Source organism: Amycolatopsis sp. cmx-8-4, from assembly GCF_046548675.1.
Taxonomy (GTDB): domain Bacteria; phylum Actinomycetota; class Actinomycetes; order Mycobacteriales; family Pseudonocardiaceae; genus Amycolatopsis.
Genome location: NZ_JAEBDZ010000012.1, coordinates 44,713 through 59,113, shown reverse-complemented (window position 1 = coordinate 59,113; position 14,401 = coordinate 44,713). Strand labels below are relative to the sequence as shown.

Genomic DNA, 14,401 nt, shown 5'->3' with positions numbered 1-14,401 from the left:
GAGGGGTGACCACGACCGCGCCCCGCCCCGTCAAGACGACCTTCACCCAGCGCGTCGACCCCCGCCTGCTCGCGGCGCTCGGCAGCTTCTGCATCGCGCTGTCGTCGGTCTTCATCAAGGTCTCGCACACCAGCGGCGCCACCAGCGCGTTCTGGCGGCGCCTGCTCTCGCTCCCGGTCCTGTTCGCGCTGGCCTGGTGGGAGCGGCGCAAGGCGGGCCCCGAGACCCGCCGCCGGGTGCTCTTCCCGCTGCTGGCCGGGGCCGGGCTCGGCCTGGACTTCGTGCTCTGGGGCGAGGCGATCCCGCGCGTCGGCGCCGGCATCGCGACGGTCCTGCTCGCGGTGCAGGTCGTGATCGTGCCCGTGCTGGCGTTCGCGTTCCTCGCCGAACGGCCGTCGAAGCGGTTCCTGGTGGCCGCGCCGGTCCTGCTCGGCGGGATCGTGCTGGCCGGCGGTTTCGCCGGGACCGGCGCGTTCGGCCCCGACCCGGTCACCGGCGCCGTCGCGGCGCTGATCGCCGGTGCCGGGTACGCCGCCTACCTGTTCCTGATCCGGCTCAGCGGCGCCAAGGGGACGCAGTCGCACTCCTTGCTCCTGGCGACGCTCTCCGCCTGCGCCGTCGCGCTGGTCCTCGGCCTCCCGTCCGGCACGCTCGACTTCGCGCCGGGCTGGCCCTCGTTCGGGTGGCTGATCGCGCTCGCGCTCGTCGGCCAGCTGACGGGCTGGCTGCTGATCTCGGCCGCGCTGCCGCGGATGTCGGCTACCTCCGGCGCGACTCTCATGCTGCTCCAGCCGGTCGGCGCGGTGCTGCTGAGCATCGTGCTGCTCGGCGAGTCGCCCGGCGTGCTCCAGTTGGTCGGCTGCGCGGCCGTGCTCGGCGCCGTCTGCTTCGCGGGCACCGCGCGACCTGCGGGGCGGCGCGGTCGCGACTAGCGTCACCGGTATGCGAGTGCTGGTAGCGGGAGCGTCGGGGTTCGTCGGCAGCCGGTTGTGCCCGGCACTCGATGAAGCCGGGCACACCGTGCTCGCGATGACCCGCAGACCCGAGGACTACCGCGGCACCGGCGAACCCGTCCGCGGCGACGTCGCCGACGTCGGTTCCCTGCGCGACGCGCTCAAGGGCGCCGACGCCGCCTACTACCTCGTCCACTCGCTCGACAGCTCGGACTTCAAGCGCCGCGACTCCGAGGCGGCGCGCGCCTTCGCCCGGGCCGCGGCGGACGCCGGGATCGGCCGGATCGTCTACCTCGGCGGGCTCGGGGACGACGACGGCACGCTCTCGGAGCACCTCGCCAGCCGCCGCGAGGTCGAAGAGCTGCTGGGCGAGACCGGCGTGCCGGTCACCGTGCTGCGCGCCGGGATCGTGATCGGGCACGGCGGCACGTCGTGGGAGCTGACCCGCCAGCTCGTCGAGCACCTGCCGGCGATGGTCACCCCGCGCTGGGTCGGCACCCGCACCCAGCCGATCGCGATCGACGACGTCGTCCGCTACCTCGTCGGCGTGCTCGACCACGCCGACGCCGCGGGCCGCGCGTTCGACATCGGCGGCCCGGACGTCCTGGCCTACCGGGAAATGCTGCAGCGCGTCGCCGCGATCGAAGGCCGGCCGCTGGTGATCGTGCCCGTCCCGCTGCTGTCGCCGCGGCTCTCGTCGTACTGGCTCTCCCTGGTCACCGACATCGACGTGCAGACCGGGCGCTCGCTGATCGACTCGATGACCAACGAGGTCGTCGTCCGCGACGACAGCATCCGCAAGATCGTCGAGTTCGAGCCGATGAGCTACGACGACGCCGTGCTCCAGGCCCTCGGCGAGCGCGCGAAGAGCCGGCGGGCCGAATGAAACGTCGGTTCCTGACCGCCGTGACCGCCGCCGGGACCGGGCTGCTCGGCGCGTCCCTGTCCAGCCCACCCGGGTCACTCCGCTTCTACGGCCTCACCGCGGGCGTCGCCACGACCTGGCTGGCGGGCGCGCGTGCGGCCGGGCCGGTGCGCCGGGGCCGCCGCGACGTCGTGCAGCCGGTGCTGGCCGGCGCGGGCGCGTTCGGCGTGTTCTACGGCTGCGCGCTGGTGTCGCGGCACATCCCGCCGCTGCGCCGCGCGATCGCCGGCGTGCTCGACTACGCCCACCGCGGTTCGACGACGTCGGTGGTGGCGACGACGCTCCTGACCGGCGCGGCCGAAGAGGTCTTCTTCCGCGGCGCCCTCTACGACGCCGCGGGCGCGCGCCGCTCCACCGCGATCTACGTGCTGTCCACCTGCGCGACCCGCAACCCCGCGCTCGTGCTGGCGTCCGCGGTGATGGGGTCGCTGTTCGCGTGGCAGCGCCACCGCGGCGACGGCGTCCAGGCACCGGTGCTGACGCACGTGGTCTGGTCCGCGCTGATGCTCGCGGTCATGCCGCGCCTGTTCGGCCCCCCGTCGGCGATTGTCCGGAACGAGCCAGAAGTTGTCTGAACCCTTCTGACCGGGCGCCGGATTTCCTATCCTGGAAAGAACTCCGGCGCGTGGAGAGGGATGTCGATGCGGACATTGCTCGTGCTCCTGCTCGTCCTCGGTTCCCTGTCACCCCTGTCCGCCCGGCCTGCTGAGGCGGCGACGGCGGTGTGCGTGACCTCGTGCGACACGCTCGATCCATCGCGAGCCGCGCGAGAGAGCTTTCCCTTGCCCGACAAGGTGATCAACGGCCGGGTCGTGCGGCTGCACGCCTCCGACCCCGACGGCATGGCCTGGGCGAGCATCGACAACGGCGTCGCCAACGACGCCGTCTGGCTCGACCGCTCCTGGGACGGTGGCGCGACCTGGGAAGGCCTGCTGGGCAAGGCGAGCATCCCCAGCGGCCGGACCGGCACCCGCACGCTGATGTACAACCTCACCGATCCGGCGCATCACCGCCGCGGCCTGGTCCGGGCCTGCGGGGATGCGCAGGGCGTCGCCTGCACCGCCTGGATCTACCCGGACGTCTGCGACGCCGCGTGCGACCGGGCCGCCCCGGGCACCGGGGACGCCCAGCCGGTCGCTCCCACGACCCTTTACGGCCGCACGATCCGGCTCCACTTCGACGGCCGCAGCATGGCGTGGGCCGGCATCGAAGCGGGCGGCGCCGGCGACGAGGTCTGGCTCGACCGGTCCTGGGACGCGGGCGCGAGCTGGCCGGACGGCTCGTCGCTGGGCCGCACCAGCGTCGCCGCGGGCGCGACCGGCACCCACACCACGGCGTTCGCCACGCGGGACCCGCGCGGCCGGCTGTACGGCGGCGCCGTGCGCGCGTGCGGCCGGGAAGCCACGCACGCCTCGGGCAGCTGCACGGCCTGGGCGCGCTCGGCGACGACCCGGGCCGCCGGCGCGGTGGACGCGCTGATGTGGTCCTTCGAGCCCTACACCGCGTGGTGGCCGTCGAGCTGGTGGAACTCGGCGGTCGCGGTGACGGCCGTCGCGGACGCGGGCGGCTTCGACGCCGCCATGGCGCGCACCTTCGACGTCAACCGGGCCGCTTTCCCCGCCGGGGGCCGCAGTTCCGACCCGATCGAGGGCGACTTCGTCAGCCGCGCCATCGACGACAGCGCGTGGTGGGGCCTGGCCTGGATCGCCGTCTACGACCGCACCCACGACGCGCGTTACCTCACCGAAGCGACGACGATCGCCAGCTATGTCAACGGCTTCTGGGACACGGGCACCTGCGGTGGCGGGGTGTGGTGGAACCGCGAGCGGACGTACAAGAACGCCGTCACGAGCGGGTTGTACCTGCGGCTGACCGCGTCGCTGCACACGCGGCTCGCCGGTGACACCGTGTGGGGCCAGCGGGCTCGAACCGCGGGCGACTGGTACCTGAACGGCGGCCTGATCAACGCTTCCGGCCTGGTGAACGACGGCCTGACGTCCTCGTGCGCGAACAACGGCCAGACCGTCTGGACGTACAACCAGGGCCTCGGCATCGGCGGGCTGGTCGAACTCTGGCGCGCCACCGGCGTCACGTCCTATTTGGACGCCGCGAGGAGGCTGGCGGACGCGGCGACGTCCCGGCTCACCGCGAACGGCGTGCTCGTCGAGTCCTGCGACGCCGCGAACTCGTGTGACGACAACCAAAAGCAGTTCAAGGGCATCTTCATGCGCTACTTCGGCGACCTGGCGAACGCCACGGGCTCGGCGACCTACCGGGCCTTCGCGCAGAAGCAGGCCGACACGCTGTGGGCGAGCGATCGCGACTCGCTCGACCGGATCGGCGAGCGCTGGAGCGGGGCGACGCCGAACGCGACCGACTGGCGGACCCAGGCGTCCGGGCTGGAAGCGGTGCTTGCGGCGGGGTAGGCCGGGCCGGACGCGGCGGGTGGGAAGCCACGCAGCGGCCCGGCCTGGCTCAGCAGTGGCCGAGGTCGGCCCACTGCGCGGTGAGGCCGGGCTCGGAGCCCTGCGTCCACCAGTTCGCCTGCCAGAGGTGGCTGTTGTGCTTGACCCGCTGCCCGCCGAGGTAGACGGTGCCCCAGTTCCACTCCGCCGCGCTGGAGCAGTTCGCGGGCTGGGTCGGCGTGGTCGGGGTCGTCGGGGTGGTGGGTGTCGTCGGGGTGGTCGTCGGCGGCGGGCTGGTCGGCGTGGTGCAGTTGCCGGAGCCGACCGTGTCGACGTGTGCGGTGCCCGCGCTGCGGTAGTTCGAGGCCTGCGCGACCGCGGCGGCGGGGGTGACGACCTGGTTGCCCGCGTAGTAGGTCCAGTCCACCTGCTCGGTGTAGGTGCTGGTGCCGCTCGTGTGGCCGGCTGTGTCGATGAACCACATGTTGTAGTTGATCGACATCGGCGTGCGCGGGTAGACCGGATCGCCCTGGGCGTCGGTGGTGTGGTCCGCGGTGAGGACGCCGTCGAGGTAGTACTTCACGTGCCCGCCGGAGACCTGCGTGACGATGTCGTGCCAGCCGTCGAAGCTGCGGTTCTGCGCGGTGGAGGTGCGCAGGCCGTCCCAGGACGGGTTGTTCCAGTAGGTGTACCAGGACGTCTGGTAGTTCGCGGTCGAGCCGCCCCAGCCGCCGTTGGGCAGGTACTCGGAGAAGTCGAGCTCGCTGTATAGCGGGTCGCGGTCGTACCGCAGCGGCGAGATCGTGAAGTACGTTTCGTTGACGTGGTCGCCGTCCGTGCCGCTGGCCGGCGCGTCGGTGAACTTCACGCGGCTGGCGTAGGTGCCGTCCAGGAACCGCAGCTGGTTCTGGTACATCTCGGCGTGGGTCGTGCCGTTCGCGCTGCCGTCGGTGGACGCGTTGAGCTGCGCCACCTTTTCCCCGTTCACCGTGGGGAAACTGATGTTGCTCGTCAGCCAGCGCGCGCCGGGCACGCCCGGGCTGCCGACGTCGTTGCGGGTGGTCCAGCCGGCCGCGCCGAACGCGCCGTCGGTGGGAGAGGCGTAGTGGAAGTCGTCGAACAGGACGCCGCAGGCGGCTGTGGTTGTGGCTGTGGCAGGGGCGGCCGGGCTGGCGTCCGCGCCGTGGGCGAGCACGAGCGCGGCCGCTGTGGCCGTCGCGGCGGCGAGCGCGGCGGCGGCCTTGGCCGGTTTCCGGGGGGACATGGTGGTGTCTCTCCTCTCGGGGGAGGTACCTCGAAGAGCGGACAGATTGGTCTAGACGAATTAGCCTCAGTAGAGTGCGTCTTACCATTGGTAAAGTCAAGGAGTTACCAGTGGTAAGTTCCCGATCCGGGGCCGGGACGTCACAATGAGTCCCGTGCGGATCTCCCTCGCGGCGCTGGCCGTCCTCGTCACTGTCGCCGGGTGCTCGGCCCAGGTGCCCGGAAGCGCGGCACCCTCGGGAGACGGCTTCGTCGTCAAGGACGGCACGCTGCTGCACTTCCGGCCGGTCCTGACCGAGCTGCCGCCGTCACCTTCACCGGCACCGACGGGCTCGGCGCCGGATCGGCAGAGTGCCGACCCCGCCGCGCAACAGGCCGCCGCGGCCGCGCTCGACTGTCCTCAGGGCAGCCCGGACCCGTTGGCCGGCCGGGACGACCCGGCGCGGCCGCTGGTCAGCTGCGACCGCGCGAAGGGCACGAAGTACGTGCTCGGCCCGGCGTTCCTGAGCGGCGCCGACGTCGGCTGGGTGGCCGCCCGCCTCGACCCGCAGTCAGGCCGCCCGGTCATCGAGATCCGGTTCGCCGCGGCCGGCACCCGGACCTGGGCGGAATGGACCGGTGGGAACGTCGGCAAGCAGGTGGCGATGGTGCTTCAGAGCCGCGTGCTCACCGCGCCGGCCGTCCAGTCCGCCATCACCGGCGGCGAAACGCAGATCTCCGGGGAGTTCACCCTGCCCGAGGCGCGGCAGCTGGCCCGCGACATCGCGGGCGGTTAGCAGGGGCGGCTCGCGGCTTCCGTGCAGGCTTCCATGTTCGTGGTGCTCGTGACCTGCTGCAGCAGCGTGTAGAGCGTCTCGCGCTGCTCTTCGTCGAGGCCGCTGAACACCTCGTCCTCGACCGCGGCGAGCGCGAACTCCGCGCGTGCCAGCAGCTTCGCGCCGACGTCGGTCAGCTCGACGATGTGCCGGCGGCGGTCGACGGGGGAGCGGCGGCGCTCGATCAGGTTCTCCGTCTCGAGGTCGTTGAGCAGCCCGACGACGTTCGTGCCGTCCATCTCGAGGATCTTCGCCAGGTCCTGCTGCGAGCTGCCGCCTTGGTCGCGCAGCACCGTCAGGGCGATCAGGTGCCGCGGGCGCAGCCCGAGCGGGGCCAGCACCGACTCGCTGCGCAGCCGCAGCCGGCGCGCGAGGTGGTCGAGCAGCGCGCCGCAGCGGTGGGGCGGCTGGTTGACGACCGGCAGCGAAGTCATCTGCCCAGTATATGGCCGGCCTGATGATCGATGTGCTATTAATGGTTTGTCTAACACCAACGATCTATGGACGGCGAACGACATGGCGCATCTCCTGCACATCGACTCGAGCATCACCGGCGAGGCTTCGGTGAGCCGCAGGCTCAGCGCGCGGGCCGCGGCCGCGTGGCGGGCCGCCCACCCCGACGGCACGGTGACCTACCGCGACCTGGGGGAAAACCCGGTGCCGCACATCGACGCGGCGGGCGGGACGGCCGGCCGGGTGCCGCCGGAGCGCCACACGCCCGCGCAGGCGGCGGCGTGGGCGCTGACGCGGGAGATCGTCGGCGAGGTCCAGGCGGCCGACACCGTGCTGCTGGGCCTGCCGCTGTACAACTTCGGCCCGCCGAGCAGCGTCAAGGCGTGGGTCGACCACCTCATCGCCCCCGGGCTCTCGACCGACGCCGTGACGATGGCCGGCCTGCTCGGCGGCCGGGAGTTCATCGTGCTGGCCAGCCGCGGCGGCGGTTACGGCGCGGGCACGCCCCGCGCGGGCTGGGACCACGCCGAGGCGTGGCTGCCGCACGGCCTCGCGCCGACCGGCCTGGAGCCGCGGTTCATCACCGCCGAGCTGACGCTGTCGTACGTGAAGCCGGCGATGGCGGAGCTCATCCCGCTGGCCGACGCCAGCCTCGCGACGGCCGAACGCACCATCGACGAGCTGTGGGCGACCGCGCGGGTCTGAGGTGACCGGTCCTCCTCACCGGCGTCGGGGCCGGTGAGGAGGACGTCAAGACTGCGCGGCGGCGGGGCCCAGATCGAGGAGCTGCTCGAGGAAGCCGCCGATCTCGCGGTCGCGGTCGACGAGGTGGACCTCCAGGATCCAGTGCGACGCCTGGCCGCCCCGGTCCGGCCGGCGCATCGGCTGGTCGCTGCCGGGCGCGATGTAGGACGCGATCCTGGCGCCGTCGATCGTCTCGTGCGGGAACTGGCCGACGAGGTGCCCGGCGATCTCGCCGCCGAACTCCCAGCCCGCTTCGTGCGCGAGCTGGACCATGTGCGCGTACAGCTGCTCGCCGGTGATGTCCGGCAGCGCGTCGAAGTACGCGCGCCCGGCGTCGAACACCTTCGGCAGCGCGTCGCGCAGCGCGTGCTTGACCGGGTCGTCGCCCAGCACGAACGTGCGGCCGAAGTCGGCTTCCCAGTCTTCGAAGATCGGGCCGAAGTCGGCGAAGGCGATGTCGTCCTCGCCGAGCACGCGATCCGGCGGGTTCTCGCGGTAGGGCCGCAGCGTGTTGACGCCGGCGCGGACGATCCGCTTGTGCCAGTAGCGGCGGATGCCGAGCAGGTCCCCGGCCAGGTCGCGGATCGCGTCGCTCGCCTCGGTCTCGCGCACGCCCGGCGCGAGGATCCCGCGTTCCTCGACCGCGGCGAACAGCTCGACCGCCTTCGCCTGCGCGTCCAGCAGCCGCTCGGCCCGCAGCGCTTCGTCCTCGACCACGTCACCCATGGGCCGACGGTAGCAAGTCACACCGGATTCGCGGGTGCTCCCCAGCGCGTCCCGCCGCGACGCAGCTGCGGTGAACGGGCCCGCCCCGGTGCCGCACCACCCGATCGTGCCGGGCCGCTTCCGGCGGCGTGACCTGCGGAAAGGTCGTAGCCTGACGCCGTTCACCGCCCCTGTAACCCGTTAGGACGGCCATGCGTCTCTCCACCCGCAACCAGCTCACCGGCACCGTTTCGGCCATCAAGCCCGGCGCCGTGATGTCCGTCGTGACCGTCGAGCTCGACGGCGGCCAGCAGGTCGTCGCGTCGATCACGAAGGACGCCACCGAGGAGCTGGAGCTGGCGCCGGGCAAGCCGGTGACCGTGCTCGTGAAGTCCACGGAGGTCATGCTCGGCGTCGAGTGACGTCCTCCTTACGGGTGGTTCCCGGACGGGTGGCATGATGCGTGACTCGAACAGTGGCACCCGGGCCGAGGAAGGTCAGGTTTGAGCGCGCACACCTCCCAGATGGACGACCTCCGGCTGGTCGCGCAGCCCAGCGCGCTGCCGGTCAGCGAGCTGTTCGTCCGCCTGATTCTCAGCGACTGGTCCTTGAAGCCGATGTTGGAGCAGGTCACGGCCACGGCGAGACGCCTGGTCGAGGCGGTCATCGACGCCGGCGACCCCAAGGCACCCGCCTTCGTCACCCTGCGGCTGCGGCTGACCGCCGAGGTCCTGCTGGTGGAGGTGGACGACAACCTGCCCCACCTGCCGCCACCCCAGGCCGCACCCGGCGAGCGCGTCGGCGTCGACCCGGCTCCCGGCGGCGGCCGCACCACCTGGTGCGAGCTGCCGCTGCCCGGCGGGATGACCGCGAAGCAGGTGCGCCTGCCCCGCCGGGGCGATCGCCGGACGCTGGTCGACGAGCCGGTCTCCGGTGACCCGGTGACGGCGGACCCGCAGGTCCTCGAACGGCTGCTCACCCGGCTGAGCGGCTGGTCCGGCGAGGGCTGAGCACCGGCTCTCCCGCCGAGATGGGCGGAGGCGGAACTGGTGATACTGGACCGGTGAAAGCCCGTCCCGTCCTCGTCGTGCTCTACGACGGCGTCCGCCTCCTCGACGTCTCCGGTCCGCTGGAGGTGTTCGCCGAGGCCAACGAGCACGGCGGGCGGTACGAGCTGCGGACGGCGTCGCCCGGCGGCGCCGACGTCCGCGCCAACACCGGCACGCGCCTCGGCGCCGACCTCGACCTGGCGGCGGCCGACCCGCGCGGGGCGACGGTCCTGGTGCCCGGCGGTCCCGAGTGGGTCCGCACGATCGCCGACACCGAGCTGGTGGCCCAGATCCGCCGCCTCGCCGACGGCGCGAGCCGGACGGCGTCGGTGTGCGCGGGTGCGTTCGCACTGGCCGCGGCGGGCGTCCTGGACGGCCGGCGCGCGACGACGCACTGGGACCTGACCGGCCAGCTGGCCCGCCGCTTCCCGCTGGTCCGCGTCGACGCGGACGCGATCTTCGTCAAGGACGGCCCGGTGATCACCTCGGCCGGCGTCACCTCGGGCATCGACCTGACGCTGGCGCTGGTCGAGGAGGACCTCGGCCCGGAGATCGCCCGGCTGGTGGCCAAGCACCTGGTGGTGTTCCTGCAGCGGCCGGGCGGGCAGTCGCAGTTCAGCGTCCGGCTGGAGACGGGCCGCCCGCGCAACGAGGTGCTGCGGGGCCTGCTGGACGCGGTCGCGGCGGACCCGTCGGCCCCGCACACGCTCGGCGACATGGCGGCTCGCGCGGGTGTCAGCGTCCGGCACCTGACCCGGCTGTTCCGGGAGGAGCTGGGGCGGACGCCGGCCCGGTTCGTCGAGCAGGTCCGCCTGGAGTTCGCCCAGCAGCAGCTGGAGGGCACCGTGGACCCGCTGGACGTGGTGGCCCGCCGCTCGGGTTTCGGCTCGGTGGAGACGCTGCGGCGAGCCTTCGCGCGTGGCCTGGGCGTGACGCCGAGCGACTACCGGTCCCGGTTCCGGACCACGGGCATTTCCTGAACGTTTCGGCCGCCGTGTCCGTGCTTTCCGGTAGGGGGCATCGACGTGAGGAGGCCGGCCGTCGTGCGGATCGTGATCGCCGAGGACGACGCACTGCTGCGGGAAGGGCTCGTGCTGCTGCTGCGCAGCGCCGGGTTCGTCGTCGCCGCGGCCGTCGACCACCCCGACGACCTGCTCACCGCCGTGGGGGACGTGGCACCCGACCTGGCCGTCGTCGACGTCCGGATGCCGCCGACCTTCACCGACGAAGGCCTGCGCGCCGCTTTGGAAGCGCGTCGCCGGGCGCCGGGGCTGGCGATCCTCGCGCTGTCCGCGTTCGTCGAGGACGGCTACGCGGGCGACCTGCTCGCCGCGGGCGGCGGCGGGGCCGGCTACCTGCTCAAGGAGCGCGTCGGGAAGGCCGACGAGTTCCTGGACGCCCTTCGCCGGGTGGCGGCCGGCGGGACGGTGCTGGACCGCGACGTCGTCGCCCTGCAACTGGACCGGCGCCGGCCCGGCGACCCGGTCACCACGCTCACGGCGCGCGAACGCGAGGTCGTCGCGCTGCTCGCCGAAGGCCATTCGGTCCCGGCGATCGGCCGTCTGCTCGGCATCGGCACGGACGCGGCGCGCCGCCACGCCGGGGACGTCAGCACGAAGCTGCGCGTCCCCGACGAGGCCCAGGCGATGCTCAGCTACCTGCGTGCGTGAGCGCCAGTACCTCGGCCTGCTTCTCCCGGTACCGCGCCACATTCGCCAGCTTGACGTCTTCGTAGCCGCGCACCAGGTCGGGCAGCTCGGCCAGCGCCAGGACCTGCGCGAGGTCGACGTCCTCGGCCCGGAACGCGCGCAGCACGACGCCGCGGTACTCCTCGACCAGCTCGCGCTCGACCCGGCGGACCTCGGCGCGGCCGAACGGGTCGAACTTCGTCCCGCGCAGCCGCCGCAGCGCGTGCAGCAGCCGGAACGCCGGGCGGAACCACGGGCCGAGGCTGATCTTGCGCTTCATGCCGAGCGTGCGCAGGACCGGCGGGTGCAGCCGGTACGCGAACCGCGTCCCCGTGCCGAACTGCACTTCGAGGTCCGCCGTGAACGCCGGGTCGAGCGAGAGCCGCGCGACCTCGTACTCGTCCTTGTAGGCCATCAGCTTGTACAGGTGCTTCGCCACGGCCTCGGTGACCGCTGTCGGCCCGTCTTCCAGGACCCGCACCTGCTCGACGTATTCCGCATACGTCCGGGCGTACGTCTCGTCCTGGTAGGCGACCAGGTCGGGGATCCGGATGTCGAGCAGCCGCGCCAGCTCGGACCCGGGCTCGGCGTGCACCAGCGAACGCACGGCCGGTGCGGCGGGCTTCGGCGTCGCGGCGGGCGCGGGGGTGACCGCGGCGGCCAGAGCGGCCGGGTCGGCGACGAGCTGCCGGCCGCGGCGGAAGGCCTGCAGGTTCGCGGCCACCGCGGTGCCGTTCAGCTCGATCGCGCGCTCGAGCGCCGCGGCGGGCAGCCCGATCACGCCGGTCTGGAAGGCCGCGCCGAGCTGCAGGACGTTCGCGAACTGGTCGTCGTCGAACAGCGTCTCGGCCAGGCCGCGCGCGTCCAGCGACACGGTGCGCGCCGCCGCGGCTTCCAGCGGCGCGAGGACGCTGCCGGGGCTGGGGAACGCCACCGTCGTGTCGACGACCATCCGGCCGGTGGGCACCTCGGTGGTCGACACGACCGCCGTCGTCCGGCCCGGGTCGGCCACGCCCAGGTTCGTCGCGTCCGCCCCGACGAGCGCGTCGCACGCCAGGTAGAGGTCGCACTCCGCGGTCGCGAGCTTCGCGGCCTGGGCGACCGGCTCGGCCGTCACCTTCAGGTCGGACACCACGGCGCCGCCCTTCTGCGCCAGCCCGGTCTGGTCCAGCGTGCGGACGTGCCGGCCGTCGAGCACCGCGGCCGTCGCGAGGATCTGCGTCACGGTGACGACGCCGGTGCCGCCGATGCCGGTGATCCGCACGGTGAAGTCCGGCGACCCCGGCGAGGCGGGCGCGGGGACGGCGTCGGCGGCCAGCTCGCCCAGCTTGCGGTGCTGCTTGCGGCCGGTCGGCACGACGGTGACGAACGACGGGCAGTCGCCGGCCAGGCAGGAGTAGTCGACGTTGCACGACGACTGGTGGATCGTGGTCTTGCGGCCGAACTCGGTGGCCACCGGCTGCACGGACAGGCAGTTCGACTTGGTGCCGCAGTCGCCGCAGCCTTCGCAGACGCGCTCGTTGATCACGACGCGGGTCGCGGGCGTCTCCTGCTTGCCCCGACGGCGTTTCCGCCGCTTCTCGGCCGCGCACTCCTGCTCGTGGATCAGCACGGTGACGCCGCGGACGGCGGCGAGCTCCTCCTGCGTACGCAGGATTTCGGTGCGGTCGCGGACCACGACGCCGGCGGGCAGCTTGCGGCGGCGCAGGGCCCCGGGCGCGTCACTGGTGATCACGACCTGCTTCGCGCCCTCGACGAGCAGCAGTTCGGCGACCTTCTCCACCGGCAGCGCGCCGACGGCGTCCTGCCCGCCGGTCATCGCGACGGCCGAGTTGTAGAGCAGCTTGTAGGTGATGTTGACGCCGGCCGCGACCGCCGCGCGCACGGCGAGGCTGCCGGAGTGGGTAAACGTGCCGTCGCCGATGTTCTGCACGAAGTGATCGGCCTCGACGAACGGCGCCATGCCGATCCACTGGGTGCCCTCGCCGCCCATCTGCGTCACGCCGAGGACAGAGCCGACCTGGTCGGGCTCCATGAACAAGGCCATCGTGTGGCAGCCGATACCGCCGCCGACGAGCGTGCCCTCCGGGACCTTCGTGGACGAGTTGTGCGGGCAGCCGGAGCAGAAGTACGGCGTCCGCGCCAGCAGCGGCACGGAGATGCGTTCGCGCCGCCGGCGACCGCGCCAGGCCTCGACCGACGGGATCTCGTGGTGCGCGGCGAGCCGCCGGGCCAGGCCGGTCGCGACGACGTCCGGGTCCAGCTCGCCCAGTTCGGTGAACAGCGTGCGGCCGTCGGTGTCCTTCTTGCCGTGCACGGCGGGCGCGCCGGACGTGCCGTAGAGGACCTCCTTGAGCGCGGCCTCGATGAACGACCGCTTCTCCTCGACGACGACGATCTCGTCGAGCCCGTCGGCGAACTCGCGGACGATCGACGGCTCCAGCGGGTGGATCGCACCCAGCTTGAGGACGCGGATGCCGTGCCGGTGCAAGGCTTCCTCGTCCAGGCCGAGGATGCGCAGGGCCTGCTGGACGTCCAGGTAGGACTTCCCGGCCGAGACGATGCCGATCCGGTCGACGGGGCCGCGCGTGGTGATCCGGTTGAGCCCGCTCAGGCGCAGGTACTCCATCGCCAGCGGCAGCCGCACGGTGAAGAGGCTGCGTTCCAGCGCGGCGAGGCTCGCGCCGAGCAGTTTCGACGTCGGAGCGTGCCGGTAGGCCGTGGGTCCCAGGTCCGGAGCCGTCCACTGTGGACCGACCTGGGCGGTGCCGGACGCGTCCGCGACGTTCGTGACGACCTTCAGCGACGACCACAGGCCGCTGGCGCGGGACAGCTCGACCGCGTGCATCCCGAAGTCGAGGACGTCCTGCGAGTCGGCGGGGTACAGGATCGGGATGGCCAGGTCGGCCAGCGTGAGCTCGGACGCGCAGGGGATCGTCGAGGACTTAGCGTTCGGGTCGTCGCCGACCAGCGCGACCGCGCCGCCGCGGGGGTCGGTGCCGGCCAGGTTGGCGTGGCGCAGGGCATCGGACGCGCGGTCGAGACCCGGCGCCTTGCCGTACCAGTACCCGGTGACGCCGCGCTGCCCGCCGGCGCCCGCGACGAGCTGGCTGCCCATCACCGACGTCGCGGCCAGCTCTTCGTTGAGCCCGGGCCGGTGCACGACGGCGTGCTTCTCCAGCAGGGTCGCGCGGCGGCCCAGCTCGAGGTCGTACCCGGCCAGCGGTGAGCCTTCGTAACCGGAGACGAACACCGCGGGGTCGCCGCCATGGGCGCGGTCGTGGCGGACGCGGTCGAACAGCAGCCGCACCAGGGCCTGCACCCCGGTGAGGTGCACGGTTCCCGCCTCCCGCAGGTAGCGGTCCTCCAGCGTGAACGACTCCACGGCGCGGCTCCCTTCG

14 protein-coding genes are annotated in these 14,401 nt (G+C 72.9%); 10 read left to right on the top strand and 4 right to left on the bottom strand.

Annotation, left to right across the window (positions count from 1 at the left end):
- The first annotated feature begins 5 nt into the window (after positions 1-5).
- The 4 genes from ACLJQZ_RS25225 to ACLJQZ_RS25210 all read left to right on the top strand — a co-directional run bounded on the left by ACLJQZ_RS25225 (position 6) and on the right by ACLJQZ_RS25210 (position 4,304).
- Positions 6-932 carry a DMT family transporter gene (locus ACLJQZ_RS25225; RefSeq protein WP_410622341.1) on the top strand — a complete coding sequence of 309 codons (927 nt, stop codon included), beginning with the start codon at positions 6-8 and terminating at the stop codon, positions 930-932.
- A 10-nt stretch (positions 933-942) separates the two neighbouring features.
- Positions 943-1,839: an NAD(P)H-binding protein gene (locus ACLJQZ_RS25220; protein ID WP_410622340.1), complete on the top strand. Its 897-nt coding sequence runs from the start codon at positions 943-945 to the stop codon at positions 1,837-1,839.
- Positions 1,836-2,453 (top strand): CPBP family intramembrane glutamic endopeptidase, encoded by a 618-nt coding sequence (locus ACLJQZ_RS25215; protein ID WP_410622339.1) that lies wholly within the window; start codon positions 1,836-1,838, stop codon positions 2,451-2,453. The genes ACLJQZ_RS25220 and ACLJQZ_RS25215 overlap by 4 nt, the downstream gene beginning before the upstream one ends.
- Positions 2,454-2,519: 66 nt before the next feature.
- Entirely contained in the window at positions 2,520-4,304 is a 1,785-nt protein-coding gene (locus ACLJQZ_RS25210) for a glycoside hydrolase family 76 protein (protein ID WP_410622338.1), read from the top strand.
- Positions 4,305-4,353: 49 nt separating this feature from the next.
- Here ACLJQZ_RS25210 and ACLJQZ_RS25205 read toward each other — a convergent pair whose 3' ends face one another.
- The gene (locus ACLJQZ_RS25205) at positions 4,354-5,547 is read right to left on the bottom strand and encodes a carbohydrate-binding protein (RefSeq protein ID WP_410622337.1); all 1,194 of its coding nucleotides are present in this window, start codon (positions 5,545-5,547) and stop codon (positions 4,354-4,356) included.
- A gap of 154 nt (positions 5,548-5,701) precedes the next feature.
- On the opposite strand from ACLJQZ_RS25205, the gene ACLJQZ_RS25200 reads away from it, so the two are divergent.
- Entirely contained in the window at positions 5,702-6,322 is a 621-nt protein-coding gene (locus ACLJQZ_RS25200; protein WP_410622336.1) for a SecDF P1 head subdomain-containing protein, read from the top strand.
- Here ACLJQZ_RS25200 and ACLJQZ_RS25195 read toward each other — a convergent pair.
- The gene (locus tag ACLJQZ_RS25195) at positions 6,319-6,795 is read right to left on the bottom strand and encodes a MarR family winged helix-turn-helix transcriptional regulator (RefSeq protein ID WP_410622335.1); all 477 of its coding nucleotides are present in this window, start codon (positions 6,793-6,795) and stop codon (positions 6,319-6,321) included. The two genes, ACLJQZ_RS25200 and ACLJQZ_RS25195, sit on opposite strands and share 4 nt — an antisense overlap.
- 82 nt (positions 6,796-6,877) lie before the next feature.
- Here ACLJQZ_RS25195 and ACLJQZ_RS25190 point away from each other — a divergent pair, with 82 nt between their 5' ends.
- Complete coding sequence (locus tag ACLJQZ_RS25190) at positions 6,878-7,519, top strand: FMN-dependent NADH-azoreductase (protein WP_410622334.1); 642 nt, start codon at positions 6,878-6,880, stop codon at positions 7,517-7,519.
- A 45-nt stretch (positions 7,520-7,564) separates the two neighbouring features.
- On the opposite strand, the gene ACLJQZ_RS25185 is transcribed toward ACLJQZ_RS25190, so the two are convergent.
- The gene (locus ACLJQZ_RS25185; RefSeq protein ID WP_410622333.1) at positions 7,565-8,284 is read right to left on the bottom strand and encodes a M24 family metallopeptidase; all 720 of its coding nucleotides are present in this window, start codon (positions 8,282-8,284) and stop codon (positions 7,565-7,567) included.
- A 191-nt stretch (positions 8,285-8,475) separates the two neighbouring features.
- Between ACLJQZ_RS25185 and ACLJQZ_RS25180 the strand changes: the two genes are divergently transcribed.
- The 4 genes from ACLJQZ_RS25180 to ACLJQZ_RS25165 all read left to right on the top strand — a co-directional run bounded on the left by ACLJQZ_RS25180 (position 8,476) and on the right by ACLJQZ_RS25165 (position 10,982).
- The gene (locus tag ACLJQZ_RS25180; RefSeq protein ID WP_326951012.1) at positions 8,476-8,685 is read left to right on the top strand and encodes a molybdopterin-binding protein; all 210 of its coding nucleotides are present in this window, start codon (positions 8,476-8,478) and stop codon (positions 8,683-8,685) included.
- 81 nt (positions 8,686-8,766) lie between these two features.
- Positions 8,767-9,273: an ATP-binding protein gene (locus tag ACLJQZ_RS25175; protein WP_410622332.1), complete on the top strand. Its 507-nt coding sequence runs from the start codon at positions 8,767-8,769 to the stop codon at positions 9,271-9,273.
- 20 nt (positions 9,274-9,293) lie between these two features.
- Positions 9,294-10,292: a GlxA family transcriptional regulator gene (locus tag ACLJQZ_RS25170; protein WP_410622331.1), complete on the top strand. Its 999-nt coding sequence runs from the start codon at positions 9,294-9,296 to the stop codon at positions 10,290-10,292.
- A 63-nt stretch (positions 10,293-10,355) separates the two neighbouring features.
- Positions 10,356-10,982, top strand: coding sequence for a helix-turn-helix transcriptional regulator (locus ACLJQZ_RS25165; protein WP_410622330.1), 627 nt, complete (start codon positions 10,356-10,358; stop codon positions 10,980-10,982).
- On the opposite strand, the gene ACLJQZ_RS25160 is transcribed toward ACLJQZ_RS25165, so the two are convergent.
- Entirely contained in the window at positions 10,963-14,385 is a 3,423-nt protein-coding gene (locus ACLJQZ_RS25160; RefSeq protein WP_410622329.1) for an indolepyruvate ferredoxin oxidoreductase family protein, read from the bottom strand. The two genes, ACLJQZ_RS25165 and ACLJQZ_RS25160, sit on opposite strands and share 20 nt — an antisense overlap.
- Between the last annotated feature and the right edge of the window lie 16 nt (positions 14,386-14,401).

Coding starts and splice junctions, on each gene's coding strand:
- ACLJQZ_RS25205 (WP_410622337.1), bottom strand. CDS start 5,547: ATGTCCCCCCGGAAACCGGCCAAGGCCGCCGCCGCGCTCGCCGCCGCG.
- ACLJQZ_RS25170 (WP_410622331.1), top strand. CDS start 9,294: ATGGGCGGAGGCGGAACTGGTGATACTGGACCGGTGAAAGCCCGTCCC.
- ACLJQZ_RS25220 (WP_410622340.1), top strand. CDS start 943: ATGCGAGTGCTGGTAGCGGGAGCGTCGGGGTTCGTCGGCAGCCGGTTG.
- ACLJQZ_RS25180 (WP_326951012.1), top strand. CDS start 8,476: ATGCGTCTCTCCACCCGCAACCAGCTCACCGGCACCGTTTCGGCCATC.
- ACLJQZ_RS25210 (WP_410622338.1), top strand. CDS start 2,520: ATGCGGACATTGCTCGTGCTCCTGCTCGTCCTCGGTTCCCTGTCACCC.
- ACLJQZ_RS25195 (WP_410622335.1), bottom strand. CDS start 6,795: ATGACTTCGCTGCCGGTCGTCAACCAGCCGCCCCACCGCTGCGGCGCG.
- ACLJQZ_RS25215 (WP_410622339.1), top strand. CDS start 1,836: ATGAAACGTCGGTTCCTGACCGCCGTGACCGCCGCCGGGACCGGGCTG.
- ACLJQZ_RS25185 (WP_410622333.1), bottom strand. CDS start 8,284: ATGGGTGACGTGGTCGAGGACGAAGCGCTGCGGGCCGAGCGGCTGCTG.
- ACLJQZ_RS25190 (WP_410622334.1), top strand. CDS start 6,878: ATGGCGCATCTCCTGCACATCGACTCGAGCATCACCGGCGAGGCTTCG.